Genomic DNA, 23,534 nt, shown 5'->3' on the forward strand with positions numbered 1-23,534 from the left:
AAATTATAGAAGTTTCCAATGGTTAAGCTTGACATCTTTCACAAAACAGTATAGAATTTAACTGTTGTATTTGTACAATGAAAACTAAATAAGGAGGTGCTCCTGTGCCGATAGGAATAGTAATTGCTGTCGCAGTAGTGCTTGTCATTGTGTCAGCAGTCATCAGTCACTTTGTAACCGTTTCTAATCTGAAGAAGAATGCGGAATCTAAGATTGGTAATGCGGAGAACAAAGCGCGTGAGATTATCGATGATGCAGTGAAGACAGCCGAGGCTAAGAAGAAGGAGTCTCTCTTGGAAATTAAAGAGGAATCAATCAAGAATAAGAATGAACTTGAGAGAGAGTCAAAGGAACGCAGATCTGAATTACAGAGATATGAGAAGCGTGTACTTTCCAAGGAAGAAGCTTTGGATAAACGGTCTGAGGCAATTGAGAAGCGCGAAGCAAGCTTTACAGCAAAAGAAGAACAGTTGAAGCAGCGTGAGAAGAAAGTTGACGAGCTGAGTCAACAACGTGTACAGGAACTAGAAAGAATCTCAGGACTTACCTCCGAACAGGCAAAAGAATATTTGTTAAAAACTGTTGAAGAAGATGTGAAACATGATACTGCGAAGATGATCAAAGAGATGGAAGCGCAGGCAAAGGAAGAAGCAGATAAGAAGGCAAAGGAATGTGTTGTCACTGCTATCCAGAGATGTGCAGCAGATCATGTAGCTGAGACTACGATTTCTGTAGTTCAGCTTCCGAATGATGAGATGAAGGGAAGAATTATTGGTAGAGAAGGACGTAATATCCGTACTTTGGAGACACTGACAGGTGTGGAACTGATTATCGATGATACCCCGGAAGCTGTTGTATTATCAGGCTTTGATCCAATCAGACGTGAAGTTGCGAGAATTGCGCTTGAGAAGCTGATCGTTGACGGACGTATTCATCCGGCAAGAATCGAAGAGATGGTAGAAAAAGCGCAGAAAGAAGTCGATTCTATGATTCGCGAGGAAGGAGAGTCAGCTGCACTTGAAGTTGGTGTTCATGGAATTCATCCAGAGCTTATCAAGCTTCTTGGTAGAATGAAGTTCAGAACAAGCTATGGACAGAATGCATTGAAGCATTCTATTGAAGTGGCACAGTTATCCGGACTTCTTGCTGGAGAAATCGGTCTCGATGTCAGAGTGGCTAAGAGAGCCGGACTTTTACATGATATCGGTAAATCAATCGATCATGATGTGGAAGGATCACATATCCAGATCGGTGTTGACCTTTGCAGAAAATACAAAGAGTCAGCAACCGTTATCAATGCGGTTGAAGCCCATCACGGCGATGTAGAGCCGGAATCCCTGATTGCATGTGTTGTACAGGCTGCTGATACGATTTCTGCAGCAAGACCGGGTGCAAGAAGAGAAACATTAGAAACATACACAAACAGGTTAAAACAATTAGAAGATATCGCCAATCAGTTTAAAGGCGTTGAGAAATCTTTTGCAATTCAAGCAGGTAGAGAGATTCGTATCATGGTAGTTCCAGAACAAGTATCTGATGCAGACATGGTATTGCTGGCTAGAGATATTGCGAAACAGGTTGAATTTGAACTTGAATATCCAGGTCAGATTAAGGTAAATGTAATTCGTGAATCAAGAGTTACAGATTATGCCAAGTAGAAGATAAATGATAAGGAATCATCACATATAAAGCATAAAAGCTTATGGTGATGGTTCCTTTTTTGTATAATAAGAAATTGCTATAATAGTCCTAAAATGCTACAATTATGGTTGATAGTAAATAAAAGGAGATGTATGTGATGGATTTTAAAGAATATATCGTACAGAGAATCGAAGAGATGCCGCTTGTGACGCTGGCAACGGAGGAAAAAGATGGGGCAGTCTGCATCGATTTTACAAAAGTGGATGAGAAGATGTACAATGGAGTTCTGATTGGAAATACGGCAAATGCTGCGAAGATTCTGACAGAGGAATATATGACGGCTGTGACACCGGACGCAGAAAAAGATCAGCTGCTGTGGTTCACTTATGAAGGTATGACAGAAAAAAATCTCAAGAAGAAAATGAATATGATGGAAGCATTTGTATCATCTATATAAGAAAGGTGGCTGAATTATGAGCGAAGAAGTGAAACGTATCGGAAGAGATCTGGCATATGAAGGAACAGTCATAAAAGTTTATAAAGACCATATGAAATTTGCAAATGGTAACACGGCAGAATGGGATTTTATCCATCATGACGGGGCAGCCGCAGTTGTTCCGGTCATGGATGATGGAAAAATTCTCATGGTTACCCAGTATCGTAATGCGTTGGAGCGAGATACGCTTGAAATCCCGGCAGGGAAACTGGATGCGCCGGGAGAGCCTGGAATTGAATGCGCTTCCAGAGAACTGGAGGAGGAGACGGGATATCGTTCAGAGGATCTTGAATGGTTGATTACACTTCGGACAACAGTGGCATTTTGCGATGAGAAGATTGATATTTACGTTGCGAAAAATCTGATTCCGTCACACCAGCATCTGGACGAGGATGAATTTATCAATGTGGGAGCTTACACCATTGATGAATTGAGAAAAAAGATTTATTCCGGTGAGATTGAAGATTCCAAGACGGTGGCAGCACTTCTCGCATATGCGGACAAATATGGAAAATAGCAATCTGCAGACATCAGTGTTTACATGAGATGGAAAAGCAGATTTTTGAACAAAGAAGAATCACAACAAGTAAATAAGAATATATAGGAAGTCCGGGCATATAAATAGAGGGAGACTACATGCAAAAGTATCTGAACAGGAGGTTACGTGTGTGAAGATACAAAGAAGGCAAAGGTATCCTATTCTGATTTATATGCTGGGCTTTTTTCTTGGAATCATATATTTGAATGTTGCTTCGACCAGGTATGTTGTAGATGTGGGGATCTGGAGCGAGTGGTTCAGAAGACAGTATCTTGGCTATGATTTGAAATCTTTTGATTATATGTGGTATGTAGCGCAGATACGCCTGCTTCCGGCAGGCGGACTTGCAATACTTGGTGGGACAAAGTTCCGGAAAATAGCAGCTTATCTGTTTCTTTTATGGGCTGGACTGGCAAGTGGCATGATTCTGACATCGGCACTTCTTATGCTGGGAGTCAAAGGATTGATATTATGCGTTATAAGTATGCTTCCACATTTTTTGTGCTATATACCCGCTTATGCAATGCTTTTACTATATTTATTCCGATATCCGGTGAGCGAATGGAATTCTATGAAGACGTTAAGTTTTGTATTATTTCTTACTATGGGAATTGCATTAGAGTGTCTGGTCAATCCGGTATTGTTGAAAATGTTTTTGAGAACATTATAAAAACTAACATTCTTTTATGTGTTGTAATGAGAGCTCAAAAGCATCTGGCGTAAATGATAGCTTATATACAAAATCCCGGTTACGAAAAGGAATATCTGGCTTGCCAGGAGGCAATGCAGGTATCCCGGGATTCCCCAATATGCTGTAAAATATAAGACACCAATGATTCGAATGAAAAGACTTAGCGTATTTAGCAAGAAAGAAATGCCAGTTTTTCCGAGACCATGGATAATGCTGATGAGTGCACTGTTGGCGTATAAAAATGGACACATCCAGGAAAGGGTGCGTATGAACTCTCCGGCAAGAGAGCTATGGAAGAGCAGTCTTCCTAATACGGGACCAAGTAGAAAGAATCCGGCCAGGCATCCAGTTCCAAGAAAAATGCAACCACAGAGGGAACTTCGAATCATTTTCTTTATACGTTGTACGTTTTTTTGAGTCTGGGCTTCTGTGATGACAGGTAAGAGCATTGTGGAAGCAGAATTAGTAAGAGCGGATGGAAACAGGATACAAGGAAGAGCCATGCCTGTCAGGACACCATAAGTACTCAGGGCATCTGAGGTGGAAAGCCCGTAAATTAGTAAAGAAGCAGGGATAGAGACTGCTTCGATACTTTGCAGTATATTTAAAAGTATACGATTACCGGTAAGGGGAAGAGACAGTTTTATAAGCTCTTTTGCATCGGAAAACATTTGCTGTAAGGAAAGAAAAGGCGGAATAAGAAAATGAAGCCCAGGTTTATTACGAACGTATTTTAGACTATAAAGGGCAGAAGATATTTCACCGAATATCAACCCCAGAACAGCAATCCAGATGCCGGAAGATCCTTCGGTGTGGTTTAAAAACTGACAAATAACGAGAACACTGAAAATACGTACAGTTTGTTCTAATAATTGAGAGGATGAAGGAATTTTGGTGTCTTTTAGGCCGAGGCAGTATCCGGTAATACAGCTATGTATAGCACTGAAAGGAAAAACGTAAGAAAGCAGGATCAGAAGATGTTCACATCTTCGGTCGCCAAGTACAGAGCCAGCCAAAAATGGCGCGAATTTTTGCAGAAAAATTGTAAAACAGCAGGAGACGGACAACGTGATGAGAAGTCCGGTATAGAGAAGCTGGCGGGCTTCTTTTTTTCTGCCCTGAACAAGACGGCTGGCAACACTGCGGGAGAGAATCGTCTGAATTCCGGCACAAGTTGCGGAATAGCCAAGAGCATAAATGGGAAAAATAAGCTGGTAAAGTCCGACCTGAACCGCTCCAAATGTATGGCTTAGGAAAATGCGATAAAAAAACCCCATAAATCTGGTGAGCAGCCCTGTAACGGTTAAAATAAATGTTCCTTTGATAAGTGGATTGTGTAACTCCATGAAAGTACCTCAAAAGATGCCTTTATTTCTTTATTATATTCGTAGGAAAAGCTTGACAGAACGGAAAATGGGTGATATTCTACTTAAAGTAAATCCCCAGTATTTTGCTAGGGATTGGAAAAGAAGGTGAAAATATTGAAACTGTCGACAAAAGGAAAGTATGGTCTGCGCGCCATTATCGATTTGGCGAGATTTAGCGAGAAAGAACCGGTATCCATCGGCTGCATAGCTACGAGACAAAAATTGTCTGAGCGATATCTGGAACAGCTTTTTGCATTACTGAAAAAAGCTGGGCTTGTAAAAAGTATCCGGGGAGCGTCCGGAGGATATGTGCTTGCCCGTGATGCGTCAGAAATATCGGTAGGTGATGTACTGCGTGCCCTGGAAGGCAATCTGGAACCAGTAAGATGCGCAGCATTTTATTCAGAAGAAGGGTGTATGGCTTCAGATGAATGTGTCACAAAGTATGTATGGCAGAAAATCAACGACAGTATTAATAAAACCGTAAATGAAATCAAGCTGGATGAGCTTGTAAAAGAAAGCAAAGAACTGAATCCGGAGGGTGTTATCCACGGAGAATGCAGTCAACAATAGAGAAAGAAGGGTAATGTAAGATGTCTAAATTAATTTATCTTGATAATGCGGCAACAACAAAGACAGCTCCAGAGGTTGTAGAGGCTATGCTTCCTTATTTTACAGAATACTATGGAAATCCTTCCAGCGTATATAGCTTTGCAGCACAGAATAAAGAAGTGATCACACAGCAGAGAGAAATCATTGCAAATGCGCTCGGTGCCAAAACAGAAGAAATTTACTTTACAGCAGGTGGTTCAGAGTCTGATAACTGGGCATTGAAAGCAACTGCAGAGGCTTATGGAAATAAAGGAAAACACATCATCACAACAAAGATTGAACACCATGCAATTCTTCATAGTGCCGAGTATCTTGAAAAGAGAGGATACGAAGTAACTTATCTGGATGTAGATGAATATGGTGTAGTGAAATTAGATGACCTGAAAGCAGCAATACGTCCGGACACAATCCTGATTTCTGTGATGTTTGCTAATAACGAGATTGGTACGATTCAGCCAATCAAAGAGATTGGTGAGATTGCTCATGAGCATGGTATACTATTCCACACAGATGCAGTACAGGCATTTGGACAGGTTCCGATCAATGTTGACGAATGTCATATTGATATGTTGAGTGCCAGTGGTCACAAATTAAACGGACCTAAGGGAATTGGATTTCTTTACATCCGTAAAGGGGTTAAGATCCGCTCATTCGTTCATGGCGGAGCTCAGGAGAGAAAACGTCGTGCCGGAACAGAAAATGTACCGGGAATCGTGGGAATCGGAACAGCAACTGAGCGTGCGGTCCGCACGATGCAAGAACGTACAAAGAAAGAAACAGAAGTACGTGATTATCTGATCAAACGTGTTTTGGATGAGATACCGTATACAAGACTGAACGGACATCCGACAAAGAGACTTCCGAACAACGCAAACTTCAGCTTCCAGTTCATCGAAGGAGAGTCACTTCTGATCAGATTGGATATGAAAGGAATCTGTGGTTCCAGTGGATCCGCATGTACATCAGGATCTTTAGATCCGTCCCATGTACTTCTGGCAATCGGACTGCCTCACGAGATCGCACACGGATCGCTCAGACTGACTTTGAATGAGGAAATCACAAAAGAAGATATCGACTACGTTGTAGACAGTCTGAAAGAAATCGTGGCTTATATCCGTCAGATGTCACCACTTTATGAGGACTTCTTAAAAAAACAAAAATAGATAATAAATCACAAACATCAGGAGGAAATATAAATGTATTCAGCAAAAGTAATGGATCACTTTGAACATCCAAGAAATGTAGGAGAGATTGAGGATGCCAGTGGAGTAGGAACTGTTGGAAATGCAAAATGTGGAGATATTATGAGAATTTATCTGGACATCGATGAGAACCAGATCATTAAAGATGTAAAATTCAAGACATTTGGATGCGGAGCTGCAGTTGCAACAAGCAGTATGGCAACTGAGATGGTAAAAGGAAAGACGGTTCAGGAAGCAATGGAGGTTACGAATAAAGCGGTTATGGAAGCACTTGACGGACTTCCGCCGGTAAAGGTACACTGTTCCCTTCTTGCAGAGGAAGCAATCCATGCAGCACTGTGGGACTATGCACAGAAGAACGGTATTACAATTGAAGGACTCCAGAAACCAAAATCAGATATTCACGAAGGTGAAGAGGATGAGGCAGAAGAGTATTAAATCGCAAAGGTAGATGTGATGGAGAAGAAAAAAGTAGTAGTAGGAATGTCCGGTGGTGTGGATTCATCGGTGGCTGCCTGGCTTTTAAAGGAGCAGGGATATGATGTGATTGGTGTGACCATGCAGATCTGGCAGGATGAAGATGAATTCAAGCAGCAGGAAGAAGGCGGATGCTGTGGACTTTCCGCTGTGGAAGATGCAAGACGGGTAGCTGCCCGTCTGGGCATTCCTTATTATGTTATGAATTTTAAAAATGAATTTAAAAAATATGTCATCGATTATTTTATCGATGACTATTTGCATGGAAGGACACCGAATCCATGTATTGCCTGTAACCGTTATGTAAAATGGGAATCTCTGCTTACAAGAGCGATGGAGATTGGTGCAGACTATATTGCAACCGGTCATTATGCACAGGTAGAACAGCTTCCTAGTGGAAGGTATTCCATTAAGACTTCCGTGACAAGTGTGAAGGATCAGACTTATGCGCTATATAATCTGACGCAGGATCAGCTTAGTAAAACACTGATGCCAGTTGGAAAGTACAGCAAAGACGAAGTACGTAAGATGGCTGAGAATATCGGACTTCTGGTTGCTCATAAACCAGACAGTCAGGATATATGTTTTGTTCCGGATGGAGACTATGCCACATATATAGAAGAAAACACTGCGGCAGGTTCAATCCGGCCGGGGAACTTCGTAACTTCCGATGGAACGATTGTAGGACAGCATAAAGGAATCATACATTATACAGTGGGGCAGAGAAAGGGTCTTGGATTATCTCTGGGACATCCGGCATTTGTACTGGAAATCCGTCCAGAGACAAATGAAGTAGTTGTGGGAACCAATGAAGAATCCATGTCCAGATATGTACGTGCTAATCATGTGAATTTCATGTCGGTTGCTGATATTGATGGAAAGAAGCGTGCGTGGGGAAAGATCCGCTATAATCATAAAGGTGCATGGTGTACAGTCGAACGTACAGGTGAAGACGAAATTTTATGTACATTCGATGAACCGGTACGTGCGATTACACCGGGACAGGCACTGGTGCTTTATGATGGAGAATATGTTCTTGGAGGAGGAACGATTCTATGAAAACAGATGCACATATGCACAGCAGCTTTTCTTATGATGCAGAGGTCTGTCCAAAGAAAATGATAGAAGCTTCCATCCAGAAGGGTTTAAAAGCCATCTACTTTACAGATCATTATGACAAAGATGACGATCAGTGGGGCGAGGGAGAGCAGATTTTTGATGTAGATGAATATTTTACAACTATGACAAGGCTAAGGGAACAATATCGGGATCAGATAGAGGTCCGGATAGGGGTTGAACTTGGTCTCAGACCGCATCTTGCAGAATATTACAGCAGGTTCGTTCCAAAGTATCCATTTGATATGGTGATTGGATCGGTCCACTCGGTTCACGGCGTAGACCCGGCATCCGAAAAGCTGTTTGAAGGAAAGACTGATGCGCAAGTATACAGGATGACCTTTGAGGAGAGCCTGGAGGATATCAGACATTTTCATGATTTTGATGTTATGGGACATCTGGATTATGTGGTAAGATATGGTAAGAACAAAGAAAAAGAATATTCGTATAAGATGTTTGCAGATGAGATCGACGCTCTTTTAAGAGAACTGATCGAACATGGCAAAGGACTTGAGCTTAATATGGCAGGACTCAAATATGGACTGCCCTTCGCACATCCGCATCCGGATATTCTGAAGCGTTACAGAGAGCTTGGAGGCGAAATTGTTACAGTTGGTGCAGATGGGCACCGGCCAGAGCATATTGCATGGGAATTTGACAAGGCGTGTGACATTTTAAAAGGGTGTAATTTTAAATATTATACAGAATTTAAGGAAAGAAAGCCGATTTTTTTGACACTTCGATAGAATTCGAAAAGAGACTTGAATTTTTGTACTTTCTTTAGTACAATGAAAGAGGTTGATGAATCTTTAACAAACTTTTGTTGAAGATATCAGCATAAAATGCAAAGAACTAAATTTAAAACTTTAGGAGGAATTAATCATGGCAGTAAAAGTAGCGATTAATGGTTTTGGACGTATTGGACGTTTAGCTTTCAGACAGATGTTTGGAGCAGAGGGATATGAGGTAGTTGCAATCAACGACCTGACATCTCCTAAGATGCTTGCACACCTGTTAAAGTATGATTCTTCTCAGGGAAGATATGCTTTAGCTGATAAGGTAGAGGCTACAGAGGATTCTATCATTGTTGACGGAAAAGAGATCAAAATCTACGCAAAAGCTAATGCTGAGGAACTTCCATGGGGAGAAATCGGTGTAGACGTTGTTCTGGAGTGTACAGGATTCTATACATCTAAAGAAAAATCCATGGCACATATCAAAGCAGGAGCTAGAAAAGTTGTTATTTCCGCACCAGCTGGAAAAGACCTGCCAACAATCGTATATAATGTAAACCACAATGAGTTAAAACCAGAGGATACAGTTATTTCTGCAGCTTCTTGTACAACAAACTGTCTTGCACCTATGGCTAAGGCACTGAATGATCTTGCACCGATCAAATCTGGTATCATGAGCACAATCCATGCTTACACAGGAGATCAGATGACTCTTGATGGACCACAGAGAAAAGGTGATTTAAGAAGATCTCGTGCAGCAGCAGTTAATATCGTACCAAACAGCACAGGTGCTGCAAAAGCAATCGGTCTTGTTATTCCAGAGCTGAATGGAAAACTCATCGGTTCTGCACAGCGTGTACCAACACCTACAGGATCAACAACAATCCTTACAGCAGTTGTAGAGGGTAACGTAACAGTAGAGCAGATCAATGAGGCTATGAAAGCAGCTTCTAATGAGTCATTCGGATACAACACAGATGAGATCGTATCCAGTGATATCGTTGGAATGAGATATGGTTCACTGTTCGATGCAACACAGACAATGGTTATGCCACTTGACAACGGAACAACACAGGTTCAGGTTGTTTCCTGGTATGACAACGAGAATTCTTACACAAGCCAGATGGTAAGAACAATCAAATACTTCTCAGAGCTTGCATAAGATTTCGAGTATTTCATAAAGACTCACAAAGGGTCCGGTCTAATATGGACCGGATCCTTTTTCTGTAATAGAAATATAATTTTGTTGCAGAAAAGCCTCTGGCAGGACAAGCCAGAGCATATTCATTTTGAGAATGGAGAGAATGTTATGTTAAATAAAAAATCTGTAGACGATATCAATGTAAAAGGAAAAAAGGTTCTTGTAAGATGTGATTTCAACGTACCGCTTATTGACGGAAAGATCACAGATGAGAACCGTCTTGTTGCAGCGCTTCCTACAATTAAAAAGCTGATTGCTGACGGAGGAAAGATCATCCTTTGCTCACACCTTGGAAAACCGAAGGGACAGCCAGTACCGGAGTTATCTCTTGCACCAGTTGCAGTACGTCTCTCAGAGCTTCTTGGACAGGAAGTAAAATTTGCAGCAGATCCTGAGGTTGTAGGAGCTAACGCAAAAGCAGCAGTAGCCAATATGAAAGATGGAGATGTCATCTTACTTGAGAATACACGTTACAGAGCAGAAGAGACAAAGAATGAAGATGCTTTCAGCAAAGACCTTGCTTCTCTTTGCGACGTATTTGTAAATGATGCATTTGGCACAGCACACCGTGCACACTGTTCTAACGTAGGTGTTACAAAATATGTGGACACAGCAGTTGTAGGATATTTAATGCAGAAAGAGATCGATTTCCTTGGAAATGCAGTAAACAACCCGGAGAGACCTTTCGTAGCAATCCTCGGTGGAGCAAAGGTATCTAGCAAGATTTCTGTAATTGAGAACTTGATCGATAAAGTTGACACACTGATCATTGGTGGTGGTATGTCTTACACATTCAGTAAAGCTCAGGGCGGTACAGTTGGAAATTCACTTCTTGAGGCTGACTACTGCCAGTATGCACTTGACATGTTAAAGAAAGCACAGGAGAAAGGTGTAAAACTTCTTCTTCCTGTAGATACAGTTATTGCAGATGATTTCTCCAATGGAGCAAATAAAAAAGTTGTAAAAAGCGGTGAGATTCCGGACGGATGGCAGGGACTTGATATTGGACCTGAGACAGAGAAAATTTTCTGTGACGCAGTAAAAGATGCTAAGACAGTTGTATGGAACGGACCAATGGGCTGCTTCGAGATGCCGAACTTCGCACATGGAACAGAGGCAGTTGCAAAAGCACTTGCTGATACAGATGCAGTTACAATCATCGGTGGTGGAGATTCCGCAGCAGCAGTGAACCAGCTTGGATATGGCGACAAGATGACACACATTTCCACAGGTGGCGGAGCTTCTCTGGAATTCCTGGAAGGAAAAGAATTACCGGGTGTTGCAGCTGCTAACGATAAATAGGTGACGAAAACCAAGTATACACTCGTATCTAATGTTTTTCTTTGATTAATTTCAGAAAAATGCTGAACAATAAAATTTAAATTAGGAGATAAAATCATGGCAAGAAGAAAAATTGTTGCAGGTAACTGGAAGATGAATAAAACTCCAAGCGAGGCAGTTGCTCTTGTAAATGAGTTAAAACCTTTAGTTGCAAATGACGAAGTAGATGTAGTGTTCTGTGTACCAGCAATTGATATTATTCCAGTTGCTGAGGCAGTAAAAGGGACCAACATTCAGGTTGGCGCTGAGAATATGTATTTTGAAGAGAGCGGGGCTTACACAGGCGAGATTTCACCAGCTATGTTAGTAGATGCAGGTGTCAAATATGTTGTTCTTGGACATTCTGAGAGAAGAGAGTATTTTGGTGAAACAAATGCTGATGTCAATAAGAAAATCCTGAAAGCATTTGAACATGGTATTACACCAATTATGTGCTGTGGTGAGACACTGGAGCAGAGAGAGCAGGGTGTGACAATGGATTTCATCCGCCAGCAGGTGAAAGTCGGATTCCAGAATGTGACAGCAGATCAGGCAAAAACAGCAGTTATCGCTTACGAGCCAATCTGGGCAATTGGAACAGGTAAGACAGCAACAACCGAGCAGGCTGAAGAAGTATGCGCAGGTATTCGTGCATGTATCGCTGAAATCTATGATGAGGCAACAGCAGAAGCTATCCGTATTCAGTATGGCGGATCTGTAAATGCTGGAAATGCAGCAGAATTGTTCGCACAGGCTGATATCGATGGAGGACTTGTAGGCGGAGCATCTCTGAAAGCAGATTTCGGAAAAATTGTAAATTACAAGTAAGATTTTGAATCGCAGGGGGCGGCAGACACTTCCTGCGATTTTTACCCTGACTCGTCAAAGAGTCTTAAGGTATGATCAGTTTACGAAAATAAACAGCGCTAGAGGATAGTATTATGATATATAAAGAAATACCAATTCAAGTGGAAGGTTCTGATAAGACGAGCCGAGCACAGTTTTATATACTGGATACACTTCCGAACGAGATGAAGATCCAGAAACGGCCGATCATTCTGATTTGTCCGGGCGGCGGATACCACAAAGTCAGTTACCGAGAAGGAGAACCTCTTGCCATGCATTTTTTGAGTCTGGGCTATCATGCATGTGTGTTACAGTATTCTGTGTCACCGGAGGCATTTTATCCGACACAGCTTTTGGAAGTGACAGAGAGTGTCAGACAGATTCATGAACATGCAAAAGAATGGTATATTGACACAAAGAAAATTGTACTGGCGGGAGCTTCAGCAGGAGGACATCTGGCGGCTAATTACTGTGCATTTTGGAAACGCGAGTTTTTGGCGGAGAAAAGTGGTATGCAAAGAGAGATGTTAAAGCCAAGAGGCTTGATCCTTTGTTATCCGGTTATCACATCGGATCCGAAATATGCGCATACGCCAAGCTTCCAGAATCTTCTTGGAGATACAGTAGAGGAAGAGGCTTGGAACTTATCTTTGGATCATCAGATTACAGATTCCATGCCGCCTTGTTTTATCTGGCATACAGCAACAGATCAGACAGTACCGCTGCCGAATTCTCTGCTGCTTGCCATGGCATTATGGAAAGCAGGCATTCCGGTGGAGCTGCATGTGTATCCGGAAGGGATTCATGGACTCAGCCTTGCCAATGAACTGGTAGAATGTCTGGATGGCAGGGGTGTACAGGAGGAATGTACAAGCTGGATTTCGCTTGTTGATACATGGCTTGACAGACTTATGAAGAAAGAAGGAGAAGAATAATGAGCAAGAGACCAACAGTTCTTATGATTTTAGATGGTTATGGTTTAAATAATAATCAGAAAGGAAATGCTGTAGCTGAAGCAAAGACTCCGGTTGTGGATAAGTTAATGGCAGAGTATCCATTTGTAAAAGGATATGCAAGCGGACTAGCTGTCGGACTTCCGGATGGACAGATGGGAAACTCTGAAGTCGGACATCTGAATATGGGGGCCGGACGTATTGTGTACCAGGAATTGACAAAAATCACAAAATCTATTCAGGATGGAGATTTCTTTGAGAACAAAGCACTGCTTGCTGCGTGTGAAAATGTAAAGAAAAATGATTCTGCACTTCATTTGATGGGACTTGTATCAGATGGAGGAGTACACAGCCATATTGAGCATATTTTCGGACTTCTTGAGTTGGCAAAAAGACAGGGACTTAAGAAAGTTTATGTACACTGCTTCCTGGATGGACGTGATACACCACCGGCATCAGGAAAAGAGTATGTAGAGCAGTTAGAAGCTAAGATGAAAGAAATAGGTGTTGGTGAAGTAGCGTCTGTTATGGGACGGTATTATGCGATGGATCGTGATAATCGCTGGGATCGTGTAGAAAAGGCATACCGTGCAATTGCATACGGAGAAGGCGAAAAGGCAACAAGCGGACCAGCCGGAATCCAGGCATCTTATGATAAAGATACAACAGATGAGTTTGTTCTGCCAACAGTTGTTGAAAAAGATGGAGCTGCGCTTGCAACAGTCAAAGAAAATGATTCCATCATCTTCTTTAATTTCCGTCCAGACCGTGCGAGAGAAATTACAAGAACATTTTGCGATGATAAATTTGAAGGCTTTGACAGAGGCGTTAGAATTAAGACAACATTCGTATGCTTTACAGAGTACGATGTGACAATTGAAAATAAACTTGTGGCATTTGTAAAAGAAAAGATTACCAATACATTTGGTGAATTCCTTGCAAAGAATGGACTTAAACAGGCACGTATCGCCGAGACAGAGAAATATGCACATGTGACATTCTTCTTTAACGGTGGAGTTGAGGAGCCGAATGAGGGCGAGGATAGAATCCTTGTGAAATCTCCGAAGGTGGCAACTTATGATCTGAAACCGGAAATGAGTGCTTATGAAGTATGTGACAAATTAGTTGAAGCAATTGAATCTGATAAATATGATGTGATTATCATCAACTTTGCAAACCCGGATATGGTCGGACATACTGGCGTAGAAGGAGCTGCAATCAAGGCTATTGAGGCGGTTGATGAGTGTGTAGGAAAAACAGTTGAAGCAATTAAGAAGGTAGATGGACAGATGTTTATCTGTGCAGACCATGGAAATGCAGAACAGTTGATCGACTATGAGTCAGGCGAACCATTCACTGCTCATACAACAAATCCGGTTCCATTTATTCTTGTAAATGCAGATCCTGCATATAAATTAAGAGAAGGCGGATGCCTTGCAGATATTGCTCCGACATTGATTGAATTAATGGGAATGAAACAGCCAGCAGAGATGACCGGAAAGAGTCTTTTAGTGAAATAGTCGGTGAAAAATTGTAAGGGGCAGAACATGAATCGAGATCAAATTAAATTTCTTGCAATCATTACCATGACATGCAACCATATTGCAAATATATTTCTGACACCGGGAACGTTACTATTTGAGGTTATGATCGACATTGGGTATTTTACTGCAATTACGATGTGCTACTTTCTGGTGGAAGGTTACGGTTATAGCCATGATAAGAAAAAATATGGGGAGCGGCTGCTGCTGTTCGGTGTGATATCATTCATACCATTTTGTCTGGCATTTGGCATGGTCCAGATGAATATGCTGTGTACCTTATTTTTGTGTTTCCTGATTCTTAAGGTTATGGAAATGTCCACTTTAAAATGGGAAAAATGGACTGTAATATTAATTTTAATCTTTGTATCCCTGTATTCAGACTGGGCATTACTGGCTCCTGTTTTTACAATTTTATTTGCAAAAAGTAAAGGAAATCGAATAAAAACAGCAATATCATTTGGAATAGGAGCATGTTTATTTGCAGGATTTAATTATTTGTCAAATTTAGAGAGTATGAGTACGGGCAGTGCGCTGATTCATGCATTGTGTTCAGGTATCGGACCGGTTGTGGCAGGAATCATCATTTTATTCTGCTACAATGGAAAGAAATCTAATCATGCAGGGAAAGCGTCAAAATGGTTCTTTTACATATACTATCCGACGCATCTTCTTTTCTTGTGGGCAGTACATCAGCTTTGCATGTTGTAGAGAAGTATAAATAACAGGAGTACAGGAATATGAGCAAAAAATATGAGATATTATTATTTGATCTGGACGGAACTATCACAGATTCTGCTCTTGGAATCACCAATTCAGTCATGTATGCATTGAAAAAGTTCGGCATCGAAGAGACAGACCGGACAAAATTATATAAATTTATCGGTCCTCCGCTTACAGAGTCCTTTGAGAAATTTTACGGTTTTACAAAAGAGCAGAGTCTGGATGGAGTAAAGTATTACCGGGAATATTATCATGATAAAGGCATCTATGAGAATCGTGTTTATGATGGATTAGAAGAAGTTTTAAAGAAGATAAATGAAGCCGGAAAACAGGCAATTGTTGCAACATCAAAACCGGAGAAATATGCAAAGATTATTATTGATCATTTTCATCTGACTAAATACTTTGCATGCGTTGCAGGTATGGAGATGGACGGTGGAAGAGGAACAAAAGCTCAGGTCATTACCTATGCTCTTGAGAAAAATGATATTACAGACAAGTCTAAAGTACTTATGATCGGTGACCGCGAACACGATGTCATCGGCGCCCATGAAAATGGACTTGACTGTCTCGGCATTCTCTACGGATTTGGAAGCCGCAAAGAATTTGAAGAAGCCGGAGCGGATTACATTCGTGAAAATGTAGAAGACATTTTACAATTCGTATAAAAATTTATTCGCCAATATTAATCCAGAGAAAATTATTATTTGTCAAAGGCACGCTCGCGCTACCTTCCGCTGGTAGCGGTACATAAGGCGCTAAAAAACACCGCCTAAGTACCGACCGCTCCAGAGTACCTTTCTCCAAATAATAATTTTCCTGGATTTTCTATATTTTGAACAAAATTATAAGGTGATTTTCGCTTTTCGAAGGAATTATAAAGTGTAGTGATATTAGTGAATAAAAAGAATCCAGCAAGGTGATGTTATCTGACGGTAGAGTGATTTCTGATACATCTGCGAGTATAGTCTCATATATTTTACATTGTCTGAGTCCATACGGACGAGTTTGTAAAATATATGAGAAATAAACGACGCAGCAGATGTCAGAAATCATTCGTGTCAGAAACACATCTAGCTGGATTCTTTTTTATGTATCACTACAAATTATAAATTACGCCTCTAAATTCCTGTTTGCTGTGGAAAGCATCAGTTTAATTCGATTCAACTGATTTACTTCACTTGCGCCCGGATCAAAGTCGATCGCTACGATATTTGACTGTGGGTAGCGTCTTCGTAACTCTTTAATAACACCCTTGCCTACTACATGGTTTGGCAGGCAGGCAAATGGCTGTGTACACACGATATTTGGTGCACCGCTGTGAATCAGCTCTAACATTTCGCCGGTCAGGAACCAGCCTTCACCAGTCTGATTCCCAAGAGATACGATGTCAGAAGCCATCTTTCCGAGATCACGGATATCTGCAGGTGGGTTAAAATGTTTGCTCTTCTTAAATGCTTCGGTAGCCGGAGCGCGGAACCAGTCTATGACCTTGATGCCCCAGTTTGCAGCAGTTGCTTTTGATTTTGCAAATCCAAGCTTTTCTACTTTAAAGTTCTGATTGTAGAAGCAGTACTGCAGGAAATCCAGAAGATCTGGAACAACAGCTTCGGCGCCTTCGCTTTCCAGCAGATCGACCAGATGATTATTAGCTGCCGGAAGGAATTTGACAAGAATCTCACCGACAACGCCGACGCGTGGTTTTTTAACATCTAAAAGTTCGATATTATTGTCAAAGTCTTCGATGATCTGCCGGCATAACTTCTTGAATTTTCGTCTGGAAGGATAGCCGGAAGAGACAAATTCTTTACATACTTCCACCCATTTTCTATGCATTGCATTCACAGATCCCGCAACAGCTTCGTATGGTCTTAAACGATACACACATTTCATAAAGATATCACCAAATACTACACTGTAAATACCACGAAGTACGAGAGCGGGTGTGATCTTAAATCCAGGATTTTCTTCCAGTCCGCTTAAGTTAATGGAAATAACCGGAATATATTCGTAACCGGCTTTTTTTAGGGCACGGCGGATAAATCCGATATAATTGGAAGCACGGCAGCCACCACCGGTCTGGCTGATGATGACAGCAATCTTGTGTGTATCATATTTGCCGGAAAGGATGGCCTCCATGATCTGTCCGACAACCATAAGGGACGGGTAACATGCGTCATTGTTAACGTATTTAAGCCCCACATCTACTGCCTGTTTGTTGTCATTTGGAAGGACTTCGATGTTGTATCCGGAAGCTTTAAATGCAGACTCCATCAGTTCGAAGTGGATCGGTGACATCTGTGGGCAGAGAATCGTGTAATTCTCGCGCATTTCCTTTGTGAAAGATACTTTTTTAATAGCTGCGGAATGAATCGTACGTTTGTCATTTCGCTGTTCTCTGACGCGGATAGCAGCCAGAAGAGAGCGGACACGGATCCTTGCAGCACCTAAGTTGTTGACTTCATCAATCTTCAGAGATGTATAGATCTTATCTGAATTATTTAAAATATCCGCAACCTGATCGGTTGTGACCGCATCCAGTCCGCAACCGAAAGAGTTGAGCTGGATCAGATCCAGATTGTCTTTTGTTTTTACATAGTTTGCCGCTGCATACAGACGGGAATGGTACATCCACTGATCCATCACGTTGAGTGGGTGCTCAGCTGGATTTAAGTGGGAGATGGAATCCTCAGTCAGCACAGCAATATTATAAGAATTGATCAGTTCTGGAATGCCATGGTTAACCTCCGGGTCAATGTGATATGGACGTCCTGCCAGTACAATACCTCTGTTTCCGGTCTCATCCAGGAATTTGATAACTTCCTCCCCTTTTCGACGCATATCTTCACGGCATGCTGCAAGTTCTTCCCATGCTGCATGGACGGCAGAGTGAATCTCCTGATCGGAAATATCAAATTTCTTTCCAAGTTCTTCCACCAGGCGATAGGAGATCGTATCCTCGCTGGCAAAAGAGAGGAATGGGTGCATAAAATCAACTTCTCCATTTACAATGGCATCAATGTTATTCTTGATATTTTCCGGATAAGAAGTAACAATCGGGCAGTTGTAATGGTTGTCAGAGTCTGCAAATTCATTGCGCTCGTAAGGAATGCTTGGGTAGAAAATGTGTTTCACACCTTCGTTGATCAGCCATTGTACATGTCCGTGAGCCAGTTTTGCCGGGTAGCATTCAGACTCACTTGGAATGGACTCAATACCGAGTTCATAAATGCTTCTTGTAGAAGCAGGAGAGAGTTTGACAGAGAATCCAAGCTGATTGAAAAATGTGAACCAGAACGGATAGTTTTCGTATATATTTAATACACGGGGGATTCCGATTACACCGCGTTTTGCAGATCCTTCCGGCAATGGTTCATAATCAAAATAACGTTTTAATTTGTATTCAAATAAATTTGGCAGCTTATTCTCGGATTTTGTTTTTCCGAGTCCGCGTTCGCATCGATTTCCGGTAATGAACTTACGTCCGCCGCTGAAATGATTAATCGTCAGACGACAGTTATTTGTACAGCCTTTACATTTTGTCATAGTTGTAGAATATTCCATGGCCTCAATGTCCTCAATAGAGAGCATAGTCGTGCCTTCGCATTCTACATAACGTTCACGTGCAATGAGAGCTGCACCAAATGCGCCCATAATTCCGGCAATATCCGGACGGATAGCCTCACATCCTGCGATTTTCTCAAAACTTCGAAGGACAGCATTGTTGTAGAATGTTCCACCTTGAACTACGATATGTTTTCCAAGTTCCGATGCGTCAGAAACTTTGATGACCTTGAATAACGCATTCTTAATAACAGAATATGCAAGTCCTGCGGAGATATCAGCAACCTCAGCACCTTCTTTTTGTGCCTGTTTAACCTTGGAGTTCATAAATACAGTACAACGTGTTCCAAGGTCGATTGGATTTCTTGCAAATAAAGCTTCGTGGGCAAAATCTTCAACAGAATAATTCAGTGATTTTGCAAATGTCTCAATAAATGAACCACAGCCGGAGGAGCAGGCCTCATTGAGCTGTACACTGTCAACGGTCTGATTCTTGATCTTGATACACTTCATATCTTGACCGCCGATGTCCAGAATACAGTCAACATCCGGCTCAAAGAAAGAAGCAGCATAGTAATGAGAGACAGTTTCTACTTCACCTTCGTCAAGGAGAAGGGCTGCTTTGATCAGAGCTTCTCCATATCCGGTAGAGCAGGAGTGTACAATCTGTACATCCTCTGGTAATTTGCTGTAAATATCTTTGATCGCAGTAATTGTTGTACCAAGCGGATCTCCGTCATTGTTGTGATAGAAGGAATATAAAAGTGTTCCGTCTTCGCCGACAAGAGCTGCCTTTGTAGTGGTAGATCCGGCATCAATACCAAGGAAAGCTTTTCCTTTATAGGTAGCCAGATCTCTGATGGGAACCTGATCCTTGTCGTGCCGCTTTTTAAACTCTTGAAAGTCAGCTTCACTTGCAAACAAAGGTTCCATACGGTCAACTTCAAATTCCATCTTAATCTTGCCTTCCAGGCGCTTTTGCATCTCCTGGATTGGTACGTCCAGATCCTTTTTTGAGTTCAGGGCAGAACCAATGGCTGCAAACAGATGGGAATGATTCGGGGCAATGATGTGCTCATCATCCAGATTCAATGTACGGATAAATGCCTTGCGCAGTTCGGAGAGAAAATGCAGAGGTCCGCCAAGGAATGCAACGTGTCCGCGAATAGGTTTACCGCATGCAAGACCACTGATAGTCTGGTTGACAACTGCCTGGAAAATGGAGGCAGCCAGATCTTCTCTTGCAGCACCGTCATTGATGAGTGGCTGGATATCCGTCTTTGCAAATACACCACATCTTGCAGCAATAGTGTAAAGTGCTTTGTAATTCTTTGCGTATTCGTTAAGACCGGAAGCGTCTGTCTGAAGAAGAGATGCCATCTGGTCAATAAAAGAACCTGTACCACCGGCACAGACACCATTCATACGTTGTTCAATATTCCCGCCTTCAAAATAAATGATTTTAGCATCTTCACCGCCGAGCTCAATAGCTACATCGGTCTGAGGAGCGTAGTCCTGAAGAGCCGTGGATACGGCTATGACTTCCTGAACGAAAGGTACCCCCAGATGTTTGGCAAGTGTCAGTCCGCCAGATCCGGTGATGACCGGAGAGACGTGGATGGCACCAAGTTTATGAATGGCACGACCAAGAAGATCAGATAAAGTCTCCTGGATATTGGCAAAATGTCTTTCATAATCGGAGAACAGTACTTCATTATCCTGATCTAATACAGCAATCTTAACTGTAGTAGAACCGATGTCAATACCGAGAGTGTAAATGTCGTTTTGAACCATAATTTATGTACTCCTTATTCAATGTTTATTATTAAAAAAGATATGATTAAAATTCATTTGGCAGATATCTCTTCCTATTATAATGTAATCTGCCAATATAACTAAAATATTATACGACAGTTTGCGCCAAATTACAATTAAGAAATCGTGTTCTTAACATAAAAGAAACATAAAAGAAATATGAAATGCGAATTAAAAAATTGTAAAAAATGTAAAATTACCGAAAGCTGGGGAGCGTATGATTGACAAAATAATAGCAAGACGATAGAATGGCTATGTGTGAAAATAATTTTAACAGGAGTTAGGATAATATGAATTGGATGGACAAACTGGAACGAAAGATCGGAAGATATGCAGTTCCGAATCTGATGTTGTACATTATCATCATGTATGGAGCCGGATATGTGCTCTACTTGATAAATCCGGCATTTTATGCACAGTATCTCTGCCTGAATGCACAGGCAATTCTGCACGGACAGGTCTGGAGGATCATTACATTTATCATTCAGCCTCCGTCATACAGTCTGATCTGGATGCTGGTGGCATTATCTCTTTATTATTTTATCGGAAAAGAACTGGAACGGGCATGGGGGACTTTCCGTTTTAACCTCTACTTCTTTGCCGGAGTTCTGTTTCATGTGATCGCTGCCATTTTGGTCTATGTACTGACAGGGCTTGTATTGCCGCTTGGAACAGGATATCTGAACATGTCGTTATTCCTTGTATATGCAGCTATGAATCCGAATGCACAGTTCATGCTATATTTCATCATTCCGGTGAAAGCCAAATGGCTGGCGTGGCTGGACGGAGCATATTTTATCTGGGCAGTTATCCAGGCATTTCTCCCGGCGTATGGAGGAAGTGCCTATGGAATATACTATAAAGCAAATGCACTGGCGGCAGTTGTCTCAATCTTGAATTTCCTGATATTTTTCCTGAATTCAAGAAATGTAAGACCATACCGTCCTTCACAGGTGAAGCGCAAAAATGATTTTCACAGACAGGTTCATAAGGCACGCCCGGTCAATTACTATAAGGACGGTGCAAGACATAGATGCGCAGTCTGCGGAAGAACCGAACTGGATGACCCAAAACTGGAGTTTAGATATTGTTCCAAGTGCAATGGAAATTATGAATATTGCCAGGAGCATTTATTCACTCATAAACATGTAATTTAGAAATTGAACAACAAAAGGAGAACAGGAATGAAGAAAACAAAGATTGTCTGCACAATGGGACCGAATTCAAACGATGAGAATATCATGAGACAGCTTGTAAAAGAAGGCATGGATATTGCAAGATTTAACTTTTCACATGGCTCACATGAAGAACAAAAAGGCCGTATGGACATGTTGAAGAAGATTCGCGAAGAAGAGAAGAAACCAGTGGCAATCCTTCTGGATACAAAGGGACCGGAAATCCGTACAGGTGTTTTGAAAGACGGAAAAAAGGTATTGTTAAAAGAAGGCGAGACAATCACTCTGACGAATGAAGAAATCGAAGGAGATGAAACAAAAGTTTCTCTGACATACAAAGGTCTGGTCAATGATGTGCAGATCGGGAACATGATTCTGATCGATGATGGTCTGATCGGACTTAAAGTAAAAGAAAAGACGGAGACAGATATTGTCTGTACAATCGTTAATGGCGGTGAACTTGGTGAGAGAAAGGGAGTCAATGTCCCGAATGTTCCAGTCAGACTTCCGGCAATTACAGAAAAAGATAAAGAAGACCTGAAATTCGGTGTTGAGCAGAAAATCGACTTTATTGCAGCATCATTTGTAAGAAATGCTGAGTGTATATTGGAAATCCGTTCTTACTTAAATAAATGTGGAGCACCATATATTCCGATCATTGCAAAGATTGAGAACTCGGAGGGAATTGATAATATTGATGAGATTATCCGCTGTGCAGACGGTATCATGGTTGCCAGAGGAGATCTCGGTGTAGAAATCCCGGCAGAAGAAGTTCCATATCTTCAGAAATTGATCATTCAGAAATGCAATGATAATTACAAACCGGTCATTACAGCAACTCAGATGCTGGATTCTATGATCCGTAATCCACGTCCGACAAGAGCAGAGGTTGGAGATGTGGCAAATGCAGTTTACGACGGAACAGACGCTGTCATGCTTTCAGGTGAGACTGCACAGGGAAAATATCCGGTTGAAGCACTGAAGATGATGGTGCACATTGTAGAAAGTACGGAGCAGCATCTGGATTATAAGGAGATGCTGGAAAAAGCAGGTGCACATAGAATGAGAAATGCTTCCAGTGCTCTGGCATATGCAACTGTAACAACTGCAAAAAATCTGAAAGCAGCGTGTATTATTACACCGACTGTATCAGGTGCAACTGCAAGAGTTGTATCCAAATTTAAACCGAAGACAGAGATTATCGGTATATCACCAAACGAAGATACACTTCGCAGAATGCAGATTTACTGGGGAGTACGTCCGTATTGCTCTATTAATGCAAATTCTACAGATGAAATCTGCAGCAGCGCATTAGATCTTGTAAGAGCAAAACAGATTGCAGAGACTGGAGACACGGTAGTCTTGACAGCAGGAATCCCTTCCCCGAATATTTCCGGAAATGTTGCCGGAGTCAGCAATATTATGAAAATAGCAGTGATAGATTAAGAATTATTGAAAACGAACAACAGATGAGAGATTTCTTTCATCTGTTGTTCGCTTTTTGAACATATTTCTCATTTAA

General features: G+C 41.5%; 20 protein-coding genes. 18 read left to right on the forward strand and 2 right to left on the reverse strand.

The window, feature by feature from the left end:
* Window positions 1–104 precede the first annotated feature (104 nt).
* From rny to LI149_RS00305, 4 genes are all read left to right on the forward strand, one after another.
* Complete coding sequence (gene rny, locus LI149_RS00290; protein ID WP_005336573.1) at window positions 105–1,658, forward strand: ribonuclease Y; 1,554 nt, start codon at window positions 105–107, stop codon at window positions 1,656–1,658.
* Window positions 1,659–1,798: 140 nt separating this feature from the next.
* On the forward strand, window positions 1,799–2,098 hold the full coding sequence (locus LI149_RS00295) for a hypothetical protein (RefSeq protein WP_005336572.1): 300 nt from the start codon (window positions 1,799–1,801) through the stop codon (window positions 2,096–2,098).
* 16 nt (window positions 2,099–2,114) lie between these two features.
* The gene (locus LI149_RS00300) at window positions 2,115–2,654 is read left to right on the forward strand and encodes an NUDIX hydrolase (RefSeq protein ID WP_168933054.1); all 540 of its coding nucleotides are present in this window, start codon (window positions 2,115–2,117) and stop codon (window positions 2,652–2,654) included.
* Between the two features lie 151 nt (window positions 2,655–2,805).
* A complete protein-coding gene (locus tag LI149_RS00305; protein WP_227142856.1) occupies window positions 2,806–3,345 on the forward strand; it encodes a stage II sporulation protein M in 540 nt (179 codons plus the stop codon).
* A 14-nt stretch (window positions 3,346–3,359) separates the two neighbouring features.
* Here LI149_RS00305 and LI149_RS00310 read toward each other — a convergent pair whose 3' ends face one another.
* Window positions 3,360–4,643 (reverse strand): polysaccharide biosynthesis protein, encoded by a 1,284-nt coding sequence (locus LI149_RS00310; RefSeq protein ID WP_334301057.1) that lies wholly within the window; start codon window positions 4,641–4,643, stop codon window positions 3,360–3,362.
* Between the two features lie 204 nt (window positions 4,644–4,847).
* Here LI149_RS00310 and LI149_RS00315 point away from each other — a divergent pair, with 204 nt between their 5' ends.
* From LI149_RS00315 to LI149_RS00370, 12 genes are all read left to right on the forward strand, one after another.
* Window positions 4,848–5,306 carry an Rrf2 family transcriptional regulator gene (locus LI149_RS00315; protein ID WP_022279039.1) on the forward strand — a complete coding sequence of 153 codons (459 nt, stop codon included), beginning with the start codon at window positions 4,848–4,850 and terminating at the stop codon, window positions 5,304–5,306.
* Window positions 5,307–5,326: 20 nt separating this feature from the next.
* On the forward strand, window positions 5,327–6,508 hold the full coding sequence (gene nifS / locus LI149_RS00320) for a cysteine desulfurase NifS (protein WP_117606107.1): 1,182 nt from the start codon (window positions 5,327–5,329) through the stop codon (window positions 6,506–6,508).
* Window positions 6,509–6,541: 33 nt separating this feature from the next.
* Window positions 6,542–6,985 (forward strand): Fe-S cluster assembly scaffold protein NifU, encoded by a 444-nt coding sequence (gene nifU / locus LI149_RS00325; protein ID WP_005332537.1) that lies wholly within the window; start codon window positions 6,542–6,544, stop codon window positions 6,983–6,985.
* Window positions 6,986–7,003: 18 nt separating this feature from the next.
* The gene (gene mnmA / locus LI149_RS00330) at window positions 7,004–8,083 is read left to right on the forward strand and encodes a tRNA 2-thiouridine(34) synthase MnmA (RefSeq protein ID WP_117494234.1); all 1,080 of its coding nucleotides are present in this window, start codon (window positions 7,004–7,006) and stop codon (window positions 8,081–8,083) included.
* Window positions 8,080–8,886 carry a histidinol-phosphatase HisJ family protein gene (locus tag LI149_RS00335; protein ID WP_227142858.1) on the forward strand — a complete coding sequence of 269 codons (807 nt, stop codon included), beginning with the start codon at window positions 8,080–8,082 and terminating at the stop codon, window positions 8,884–8,886. Before mnmA ends, LI149_RS00335 begins: the two co-directional genes overlap by 4 nt.
* Before the next feature lie 136 nt (window positions 8,887–9,022).
* Window positions 9,023–10,036 carry a type I glyceraldehyde-3-phosphate dehydrogenase gene (gene gap, locus LI149_RS00340; protein ID WP_005332543.1) on the forward strand — a complete coding sequence of 338 codons (1,014 nt, stop codon included), beginning with the start codon at window positions 9,023–9,025 and terminating at the stop codon, window positions 10,034–10,036.
* A gap of 147 nt (window positions 10,037–10,183) precedes the next feature.
* Entirely contained in the window at window positions 10,184–11,377 is a 1,194-nt protein-coding gene (gene pgk / locus LI149_RS00345) for a phosphoglycerate kinase (protein ID WP_168933059.1), read from the forward strand.
* Window positions 11,378–11,473: 96 nt separating this feature from the next.
* Window positions 11,474–12,223 (forward strand): triose-phosphate isomerase, encoded by a 750-nt coding sequence (gene tpiA / locus LI149_RS00350; RefSeq protein WP_005332546.1) that lies wholly within the window; start codon window positions 11,474–11,476, stop codon window positions 12,221–12,223.
* Between the two features lie 113 nt (window positions 12,224–12,336).
* Entirely contained in the window at window positions 12,337–13,176 is an 840-nt protein-coding gene (locus LI149_RS00355) for an alpha/beta hydrolase (protein WP_168933060.1), read from the forward strand.
* Complete coding sequence (gene gpmI, locus LI149_RS00360; RefSeq protein WP_173785732.1) at window positions 13,176–14,714, forward strand: 2,3-bisphosphoglycerate-independent phosphoglycerate mutase; 1,539 nt, start codon at window positions 13,176–13,178, stop codon at window positions 14,712–14,714. The genes LI149_RS00355 and gpmI overlap by 1 nt, the downstream gene beginning before the upstream one ends.
* Before the next feature lie 27 nt (window positions 14,715–14,741).
* Window positions 14,742–15,446 (forward strand): TraX family protein, encoded by a 705-nt coding sequence (locus tag LI149_RS00365; protein WP_227142859.1) that lies wholly within the window; start codon window positions 14,742–14,744, stop codon window positions 15,444–15,446.
* 29 nt (window positions 15,447–15,475) lie between these two features.
* Window positions 15,476–16,126, forward strand: a complete 651-nt coding sequence (locus tag LI149_RS00370) for an HAD family hydrolase (protein WP_168933063.1) — start codon at window positions 15,476–15,478, stop codon at window positions 16,124–16,126.
* A 445-nt stretch (window positions 16,127–16,571) separates the two neighbouring features.
* On the opposite strand, the gene LI149_RS00375 is transcribed toward LI149_RS00370, so the two are convergent.
* Complete coding sequence (locus tag LI149_RS00375; RefSeq protein ID WP_227142860.1) at window positions 16,572–20,816, reverse strand: 2-hydroxyacyl-CoA dehydratase; 4,245 nt, start codon at window positions 20,814–20,816, stop codon at window positions 16,572–16,574.
* A gap of 311 nt (window positions 20,817–21,127) precedes the next feature.
* On the opposite strand from LI149_RS00375, the gene LI149_RS00380 reads away from it, so the two are divergent.
* Together LI149_RS00380 and pyk are read left to right on the forward strand one after the other, a co-directional pair.
* Window positions 21,128–21,994 carry a rhomboid family intramembrane serine protease gene (locus LI149_RS00380; protein WP_005336558.1) on the forward strand — a complete coding sequence of 289 codons (867 nt, stop codon included), beginning with the start codon at window positions 21,128–21,130 and terminating at the stop codon, window positions 21,992–21,994.
* Window positions 21,995–22,021: 27 nt separating this feature from the next.
* Window positions 22,022–23,458 carry a pyruvate kinase gene (pyk, locus tag LI149_RS00385; RefSeq protein ID WP_173785737.1) on the forward strand — a complete coding sequence of 479 codons (1,437 nt, stop codon included), beginning with the start codon at window positions 22,022–22,024 and terminating at the stop codon, window positions 23,456–23,458.
* The last annotated feature ends 76 nt before the right edge of the window (window positions 23,459–23,534 follow it).

The organism is Dorea sp. 210702-DFI.3.17 (assembly GCF_020560825.1).
Taxonomy (GTDB): domain Bacteria; phylum Bacillota; class Clostridia; order Lachnospirales; family Lachnospiraceae; genus Dorea; species Dorea formicigenerans.

Bases quoted from the DNA above. Each gene is read 5' to 3' on its own strand.
- LI149_RS00295 (WP_005336572.1), top strand. From the start codon at position 1,799: ATGGATTTTAAAGAATATATCGTACAGAGAATCGAAGAGATGCCGCTT.
- LI149_RS00300 (WP_168933054.1), top strand. From the start codon at position 2,115: ATGAGCGAAGAAGTGAAACGTATCGGAAGAGATCTGGCATATGAAGGA.
- LI149_RS00310 (WP_334301057.1), bottom strand. From the start codon at position 4,643: ATGGGGTTTTTTTATCGCATTTTCCTAAGCCATACATTTGGAGCGGTT.
- nifS (WP_117606107.1), top strand. From the start codon at position 5,327: ATGTCTAAATTAATTTATCTTGATAATGCGGCAACAACAAAGACAGCT.
- nifU (WP_005332537.1), top strand. From the start codon at position 6,542: ATGTATTCAGCAAAAGTAATGGATCACTTTGAACATCCAAGAAATGTA.
- mnmA (WP_117494234.1), top strand. From the start codon at position 7,004: ATGGAGAAGAAAAAAGTAGTAGTAGGAATGTCCGGTGGTGTGGATTCA.
- LI149_RS00335 (WP_227142858.1), top strand. From the start codon at position 8,080: ATGAAAACAGATGCACATATGCACAGCAGCTTTTCTTATGATGCAGAG.
- gap (WP_005332543.1), top strand. From the start codon at position 9,023: ATGGCAGTAAAAGTAGCGATTAATGGTTTTGGACGTATTGGACGTTTA.
- pgk (WP_168933059.1), top strand. From the start codon at position 10,184: ATGTTAAATAAAAAATCTGTAGACGATATCAATGTAAAAGGAAAAAAG.
- tpiA (WP_005332546.1), top strand. From the start codon at position 11,474: ATGGCAAGAAGAAAAATTGTTGCAGGTAACTGGAAGATGAATAAAACT.
- LI149_RS00355 (WP_168933060.1), top strand. From the start codon at position 12,337: ATGATATATAAAGAAATACCAATTCAAGTGGAAGGTTCTGATAAGACG.
- gpmI (WP_173785732.1), top strand. From the start codon at position 13,176: ATGAGCAAGAGACCAACAGTTCTTATGATTTTAGATGGTTATGGTTTA.
- LI149_RS00365 (WP_227142859.1), top strand. From the start codon at position 14,742: ATGAATCGAGATCAAATTAAATTTCTTGCAATCATTACCATGACATGC.
- LI149_RS00370 (WP_168933063.1), top strand. From the start codon at position 15,476: ATGAGCAAAAAATATGAGATATTATTATTTGATCTGGACGGAACTATC.
- LI149_RS00375 (WP_227142860.1), bottom strand. From the start codon at position 20,816: ATGGTTCAAAACGACATTTACACTCTCGGTATTGACATCGGTTCTACT.
- LI149_RS00380 (WP_005336558.1), top strand. From the start codon at position 21,128: ATGAATTGGATGGACAAACTGGAACGAAAGATCGGAAGATATGCAGTT.
- pyk (WP_173785737.1), top strand. From the start codon at position 22,022: ATGAAGAAAACAAAGATTGTCTGCACAATGGGACCGAATTCAAACGAT.